A 6,745-nucleotide genomic window follows, 5' to 3' on the forward strand; every position below is an offset into this window, starting at 1 on the left:
TACATACACATTAAACTATGAAAGGAAATGTTTTTGGATTAGGTATTGCAAGTTCTTTACTATTTACAGTTGCGATGAACTCTCAAGTTCAAGCGCATACTTTTGATGATCTTCCCCCCATTCCAGATGATTTGATGGAGTATATTCATCTGGCGGAAGCGGGGACTTTACCTGACCCTCTCGATCCAAACAAGACACAGTTTTGGGTTGCTGGGGGACGCAATACCTATTTAAAAACCGGTGCGGATACAAACGGACAGTACTCACTGTTTGATTTGTATGTTCCACCTAATGTAGGCCCTCCTTTACACATCCACAATCGAGAAGCTGAGTGGTTTTATGTTGTTGATGGAAATCCCTCATTTCAGATGGACGATGAAGTAATCGCGGGGAGTACAGGTAGTTTGCTCTACGGGCCGCAAGGTCACTTGCACACTTTTAGAAACTTGACTGATACGCCCGTGAGGATGCTTCTATTCTATGAGCCTTCGGGAATCGAAAATTTCTTTACTGAGGTTGGTCAGCCTGTCACCGATCCGATCAATCCACCCTCTTTTTTGCCTGAAAAACTTCTAGTGGCGGGAGCAAAGTATGGATTAGAATTTCCCAGTACGTTTGTTTTTGCGTCTTCTCAATTTAGTTCTGATACAGGAGTCACTATTATCCGTACTGGAGATCCCAGTGAAGCAGTGGGCGTTACTTTACAAGTGGGAGACATCACGGATATTTTGGTCAACTTTGGCATTGGCGAAAGTCTAAAGACGCTAGACTTGTCTATTCCTCTAGGAAGTCCATCGCTAGATCTGCTTTTGAAATCTCCAACGAATGGAGCATACCTTGGACTTTTACAAAATCAGGCTACTTTTAATAGTGCTACTTCAGTCCCTGAAGGTTCTTTAACCTATGGATTATTGTCTTTGGGTGCTTTATGGCTTGGTTTCAAGCTTGCCCATCAGCAAAAATCGAATTCACAGAATAAATCTAACTCACATATCTTCAATTCATAGTTATCATTAAGATAACAGCAGTTGCTTATGATTGACCTATACACAGAAAATACTCCCAATGGTTACAAGATTTCGATTTGTCTAGAAGAACTGAATCTCCCCTACAACGTTAAGGTCGTGAATGTTCGCCAAGGAGAACAGTTCAAAGATGAATTTTTAGCTTTGAACCCAAATGCTAAAATTCCAGTAATTGTCGATCACGAAACGGGTCAGACTATTTTTGAGTCTTGTGCAATTCTGCTCTATTTAGCTGATAAAACTGGCAAATTAATTTCGACAAATCGATGGGAAGCGATTCAATGGCTCTTTTTCCAAGCGGCTAATATTGGGCCGATGTTTGGGCAAAGAGCGCATTTTACATTTTTTGCTCCCGAAAAAATATCTTATGCAATTGAACGTTACACCAAGGAAAGTGAGCGACTTTATGGTGTTTTAGAGGGACGGCTCAAAAAACGAGATTATCTGTGTGATGAATATTCGGTCGTTGATATTGCTCATTTTGGCTGGATACACACAGCTAAGCGTATGGGTTTTAGTTTTGAGCAGTATCCTAGCTTAGCCGCTTGGTATGAGCGCATTGCAGCTCGTCCTGCTGTAGCTAAAGGAATTACGATTCCGGCACCTTTGCCAATGTAAAATTTTCCGAGAAAGAATTGTTCAATTAGCATTTTTTTCATAACTTATGGATTCATATGGGTAGCCATCGTTGGATACCCATTTTCTTGTCTCGGCTCAACCCCTAATACCAATTGGTAATTCGTAATTATATCAAGTTCGGGTAATTGGTTATACACCCCTACTCATGTATATGTATATCGCCAAAGTCTATCCACAATTTGTCAGCTGGTTTTCGTGCTTGGGGGAAATATTCAACCTCAATCACTTTGCCAACAAGAATTTCAACTTTCTCAAAGTCGTTATCACTGATTTGTGTCATTTGCCTGTAAGCTTAACCAAACCAATACCACCAAAGTACAGTCCCAGTACTGCACCCGCTAAAAGACTTTGGGTGAGGGGGTCAGTAGAAGGTGTGAGAATCGCTCCCAAAACCACTGCGCCCATAATCACAAAACGCCAACCAGCTAGCATTTTTTGAGAAGAAACAATTCCCAAATTACCTAATAAAAGTTGAATTACAGGTATTTGAAATGCTAAGCCAGTACTAAATAACAACAGCAACACAAATTCAAAATATTTGTCAATCGACCACAGTTGTTCTACTACATCTGCTCCATAGCTGATGAAAAATTTCAAAGCCGCAGGAATTAGGAGCAAGTAGGCAAATACTAACCCAGCAACAAACAGCACACTCGACCCCAAAACTACAGGCCCTAGTAAGCGGCGTTCACGGCGAGTCAGCCCAGGAAGAACGAACTGGATAATTTGGTAAAGTATGAACGGACTAGAAAGTACTATGCCGGTGTAGCCTGCAACTTTAATAGAGACAAAGAAATATTCTCCAGGAGCAAGTTGGAGAAATTTTACTCCTTGGGCCGGGACTTCTAGTAGCTGCACAATTTGTTTAACGGCAAAAAAACAGCCAATAACACACACTGCTACAGCAATGAGAGAATAAAAAATCCGCTGTCGCAACTCTTCTAGGTGGTCGAAAAGGGACATTTCGACCTCTCCTGGTAACTCATCGAGAGGATCAATTTCTGAGTTGCCGTATCCTTCCAGGTCGATATCAGGAGTGGTTACAGCGTCTACATCTTGTGAAGGCGTCATGAGTCAGCTATAAGGCAACATTTGTTAACTATTTTATCTGGGGAAGCAGCGAGCAAGATACAACTTATCCATTGAAACATCAAATTAGGGGTGATGGTTAGTTGTTAGTTGTTAGGAGTGATTCTTTTTATCAACTTTGCTGGGAAGACCCCATACGCAGCGAAGCGAAGTATAGGGATGAAAGGCAGTAGTTTTTTGAATCCAAATCGGTAGAGCTTTTATTTCATTACTTTTCGCATCAACTTCACAAGGTTCTAAAATCAAGCCGCGATCGCCAGGGTAAATAAGTCTAGATACAATGGTAGGGTATAACGTTGACCAGCACGGCGACGGGAGTCTCTCAGCTCCACAAAAGCTTCGATAATTGCTGGTTGACTCATGGTAGTAGATACATTCATTTTTAGTGTTGCATCTTACCATACAACTTTTACATTTAGTATGAAAAAATATTGCTTTCTGTTTAACCCAAAAGCATCAAATCACAATATAGAAACAGATTGAAAAGAGAAATTAAGGAGTTAACACATATAGCTGGGGACTAGGGACTGGGTGAAAAGTCTTTTTGTGTCTAGGTTTTATCATCTGTTGATGTCCTAACACTACTGCCGACAGCTATATGTCTAACCTTTCGTCTAAATCTCCTGGTTGTTCTGGGTTAATTAGTGGAATATTCATTTTTTAATCATGGGGTTCCCCACACCCCACACCCTATGCCCTACACTCCCTTCATTTGCTTAACTTTTTCTGAATCTTCTGCTAATCACAGGTTTTTAGCTGCTGGGGGAGATTTTTGTCCTGATTTTTAGGGTGTCATTGTGCATAAGTTAGTGGGAGGCTATCTTGTAGGCTATGCCTATCCCCAAAAAAGGGTGGAACTGATATTTGATAACTCACGTCAGTTTCAGTAGTAGCATTGAGTAAATTGACGCAATATCAACATACAATGCTCAGTTTTTCAACTTTAGTTTATTAAGGTTGCGTCTGTATGGCGCGATCGCAAATTGTTTGCTGAGGTTTGTATGAATAGGACTATTTTGATTGGTCTGATGGCATTGCCTGTTTATTTACACAATACCTGTAATATAATACCATTTTTTCAACATCAAAACCCTATAGCAAGTGGGCTAATTATCCACGGCACAAATGCTCACTCACGCATAACGCCGTGGCAAATAGCTGCTAGAGATGACCAACTACCAGATTGCCTGCGCGATCGCACTTGTAGGGAATAGGGCGGGGAAGCGGGGGAGCAGGGGAGCAGAGGAGCAGAGGGAGCGGGGGAGCAGAAATTGTAATACTTTAAATCCAATTTAGTATTGGAACTGAAGCTGATTAGAACTGTAAGTTTTAACTCTGACCATAGAAAATTACTCGATAGTCAACAACATTGCAAAATTGTACTTCACAGTACCTTTTTATCTGCTGGATATTTTTAATATTCATAACAGTAACTTGTTTTATATCAAGATTTTTTGCTAATTCTCATAGTAGTATTCTTGCTTATTTAACGTCAGTTCGATGAACCTCTCCCTTCCAACCTCCCTCTCCTAAAAGGCAAGGGAGGATAAACGAAAAAATTACGATTTTACTCCCCTTTCCTCGTAGGAGAGGGGTTGGGGGAGAGGTCAAAACAGCACTTGTCGAACTCACGTTATTTCATAAATGGCTGTATTACTATGTACCTAAAAAAACGCATAATCTAGGATAAATCATCCTGAATGCTGCTAATTTTATTAGTAAGTTAATGGTAATGAACCTAGACTAAAGCATAAATTTCAGAAAATAAATATATTAATTCAGCAGATTTCATCTTTCCCCCTATTGAGTGAATTCGATTAGTTATGATCCTAGATTTAGCAAGATTTTATCAGGCTTGTAATCCAAGCAGACCTCTAATGGTGGGAAATGCTAGCGATCGCCAGTACTATATCGATTTTGCTGCGGTGCGGGGTGGCAAAATCATTGAGGCTTTGCAGCGTACTATTACTAGGATATCGCCGGATGCACCAACTTGTCAGCTATTTACAGGGCATCTCGGTTGTGGAAAATCAACGGAATTATTACGACTGCAAGCCGAGTTAGAGGAGCAGCAATTTCATGTAGTCTACTTTGAGTCTACCCATGTCTTAGAAATGGCAGATGTGGATGTGACTGATATTTTATTGGCCATCGCGGGTCAAGTCAGCGAAAGTTTAGAAGCGATGAAAATCCGCCTCAAACCCCGCTACTTTACTAAGTTGTTTGCTGAGGTGGTTGATTTTCTGCAAACGCCAATTGAACTTGGTTTAGAAGCAGAATTGTCTGTGGGCATTGGTAAAATTACCGCTAAGACCAAAGAAAGTCCACAATTGCGGCGCAGATTAAGAGATTATTTAGAACCACGCACCCAAAATATTTTGCAGTCGATTAATACTGAACTGCTAGAACGTGCTAACCAAGAACTGAAAGCTTTGGGTAAAAAAGGCTTAGTAGTAATTGTTGATAACTTGGATCGAGTAGCAATTCGGCCTTTACCATCAGGGCGATCGCTACCAGAATACTTGTTTATCGAGCGGGGTGAACAGTTACGCAAACTTGATTGTCATATAGTTTACACTATTCCCCTGGCTCTGACTTTCTCCAACGATAGCGCCGAACTACAACATCGCTTGGGGGGTGGAGTCGCGCCCAAAGTTTTACCGATGATACCTGTGCGTTTGCGTTCTGGCGAGGTTTTTACCGAAGGGCTGGAATTAATGCGACAAATGGTGTTGGCCAGAGCTTTTCCTGACATTTTGGCTAGCGATCGCTTAAGCTTAATTACAGAAGTGTTTGATAATTTGGAAACCTTAGATCGGTTATGCCTGATTAGTGGTGGTCATGTGCGTGATTTGCTAGGGTTGCTGTTTGACTGTCTGCGGGAACAAGACCCGCCATTTGACCGGGAGTGTATTGAATTAGTCATCCAAAGACAGCGGGACTATCGAGCTAATGCCATTGACCCTGAAGAATGGGAATTAATTTTTCAGGTGGTGCAACAGCAAAGAGTCCGAGGTGATATCGAATACCATACCCTGTTGCGGAGTTTATTTGTGTTTGAATATCGCGATCGCCAGGGAGCTTGGTTTGCCGTCAACCCAGTTTTAGAAGAAACGCCAAAATTTAGATCATGGTTGAACGACACCCACAAGCAGATATAAGAGCAGCTAATGAACGCGCTCTACAGAGTTTGGGGAGGGCAATTTCTCTCTCCAGCGGTCAATTTTCTCTGGTTTTGGCATGTTGTAATTATCGAGTTTTGCAAGAGGAAATGTTGCAAAGACTCGCAGAAATATTACAAGCAGAACATCTACAAAAAGTGGTTTTGCCCCGCAATGCTAGAAGTCTTTATCTCAACATCCATTTACAACTAGTGACTGAGGAAAAACCACCCTCAGCCTTGATGGTTTTGGGTTTAGAGGCTGTGGAGGCAATTGACGATTTACTCAGTTCAATTAATCATATTCGTGATGAATTTCGCAAAACTCACCCCTTTGCTTTCGTTTTGTGGGTGAATGAAGAAGTCTTGCAAAAAGTGGTACGTTTTGCACCAGATTTTGCTAGTTGGGCGGCTACACCAATTCGGTTTGAAATGACTACTCCCCAACTGCTGCAATTTTTGCAACAGGAAACTGACTCTTTGTTTGCCACAGTTTTACCAAAGGATGCTGCACAACACCAAGAACCGGAAAATTTAGACAATTATTCTACTCTCGAACAAGTTTGGCAGCATAACGATGAACTCCAGTTTGCCATTAAAGAATTGCAAGAGCGTGGTATTACTTTAGAGCCAGAATTACACGCTAGTTTAAAATTTGTTTTCGGTCTAGATAATTATGTGAGTGACCGCATCAATATCGCTTTAAGCCACTTGAGCCAGAAAACCGTAGTCACAAGCAAGTTGAATTTGACTGCCATAAGTTTGATGCAACTCTAAAGATTTTTGAGCAACAATTTGCAAATCTTCCCACTCTTGCATATGTTGCAAAACT

The 6,745-nt window shown here is 41.2% G+C and carries 7 protein-coding genes and 1 pseudogene; 5 read left to right on the plus strand and 3 right to left on the minus strand.

What is annotated here, in order from left to right; translation table 11 throughout:
• The first annotated feature begins 17 nt into the window (after window positions 1-17).
• Window positions 18-1,007, plus strand: a complete 990-nt coding sequence (locus tag I8748_RS20920) for a cupin domain-containing protein (RefSeq protein WP_198126484.1) — start codon at window positions 18-20, stop codon at window positions 1,005-1,007.
• Between the two features lie 27 nt (window positions 1,008-1,034).
• On the plus strand, window positions 1,035-1,643 hold the full coding sequence (locus I8748_RS36485; RefSeq protein ID WP_198126485.1) for a glutathione S-transferase family protein: 609 nt from the start codon (window positions 1,035-1,037) through the stop codon (window positions 1,641-1,643).
• Between the two features lie 169 nt (window positions 1,644-1,812).
• On the opposite strand, the pseudogene I8748_RS20930 reads toward I8748_RS36485, so the two are convergent.
• The 3 genes and pseudogenes from I8748_RS20930 to I8748_RS20940 form a co-directional block, all read right to left on the minus strand.
• A pseudogene (locus I8748_RS20930) lies at window positions 1,813-1,944 on the minus strand (tRNA-binding protein); the annotation flags it as partial.
• Window positions 1,941-2,735, minus strand: a complete 795-nt coding sequence (gene tatC, locus I8748_RS20935; RefSeq protein WP_198126486.1) for a twin-arginine translocase subunit TatC — start codon at window positions 2,733-2,735, stop codon at window positions 1,941-1,943. The pseudogene I8748_RS20930 and the gene tatC, both read right to left, overlap by 4 nt.
• A 260-nt stretch (window positions 2,736-2,995) precedes the next feature.
• Window positions 2,996-3,133, minus strand: a complete 138-nt coding sequence (locus tag I8748_RS20940) for a hypothetical protein (RefSeq protein ID WP_198126487.1) — start codon at window positions 3,131-3,133, stop codon at window positions 2,996-2,998.
• A 621-nt stretch (window positions 3,134-3,754) separates the two neighbouring features.
• On the opposite strand from I8748_RS20940, the gene I8748_RS20945 reads away from it, so the two are divergent.
• From I8748_RS20945 to I8748_RS20955, 3 genes are all read left to right on the plus strand, one after another.
• Window positions 3,755-3,967: a hypothetical protein gene (locus tag I8748_RS20945; RefSeq protein WP_198126488.1), complete on the plus strand. Its 213-nt coding sequence runs from the start codon at window positions 3,755-3,757 to the stop codon at window positions 3,965-3,967.
• A gap of 609 nt (window positions 3,968-4,576) precedes the next feature.
• Window positions 4,577-5,914 (plus strand): P-loop NTPase fold protein, encoded by a 1,338-nt coding sequence (locus I8748_RS20950; protein WP_198126489.1) that lies wholly within the window; start codon window positions 4,577-4,579, stop codon window positions 5,912-5,914.
• Complete coding sequence (locus I8748_RS20955) at window positions 5,884-6,690, plus strand: hypothetical protein (RefSeq protein WP_404800340.1); 807 nt, start codon at window positions 5,884-5,886, stop codon at window positions 6,688-6,690. The genes I8748_RS20950 and I8748_RS20955 overlap by 31 nt, the downstream gene beginning before the upstream one ends.
• The last annotated feature ends 55 nt before the right edge of the window (window positions 6,691-6,745 follow it).

Source organism: Amazonocrinis nigriterrae CENA67 (assembly GCF_016056305.1).
Lineage (GTDB): Bacteria > Cyanobacteriota > Cyanobacteriia > Cyanobacteriales > Nostocaceae > Amazonocrinis > Amazonocrinis nigriterrae.

What these genes read in the sequence shown, in the direction of transcription:
- I8748_RS20920 (WP_198126484.1), top strand. Translation starts at nt 18, where the DNA reads ATGAAAGGAAATGTTTTTGGATTAGGTATTGCAAGTTCTTTACTATTT.
- I8748_RS36485 (WP_198126485.1), top strand. Translation starts at nt 1,035, where the DNA reads ATGATTGACCTATACACAGAAAATACTCCCAATGGTTACAAGATTTCG.
- tatC (WP_198126486.1), bottom strand. Translation starts at nt 2,735, where the DNA reads ATGACGCCTTCACAAGATGTAGACGCTGTAACCACTCCTGATATCGAC.
- I8748_RS20940 (WP_198126487.1), bottom strand. Translation starts at nt 3,133, where the DNA reads ATGAATGTATCTACTACCATGAGTCAACCAGCAATTATCGAAGCTTTT.
- I8748_RS20945 (WP_198126488.1), top strand. Translation starts at nt 3,755, where the DNA reads ATGAATAGGACTATTTTGATTGGTCTGATGGCATTGCCTGTTTATTTA.
- I8748_RS20950 (WP_198126489.1), top strand. Translation starts at nt 4,577, where the DNA reads ATGATCCTAGATTTAGCAAGATTTTATCAGGCTTGTAATCCAAGCAGA.
- I8748_RS20955 (WP_404800340.1), top strand. Translation starts at nt 5,884, where the DNA reads ATGGTTGAACGACACCCACAAGCAGATATAAGAGCAGCTAATGAACGC.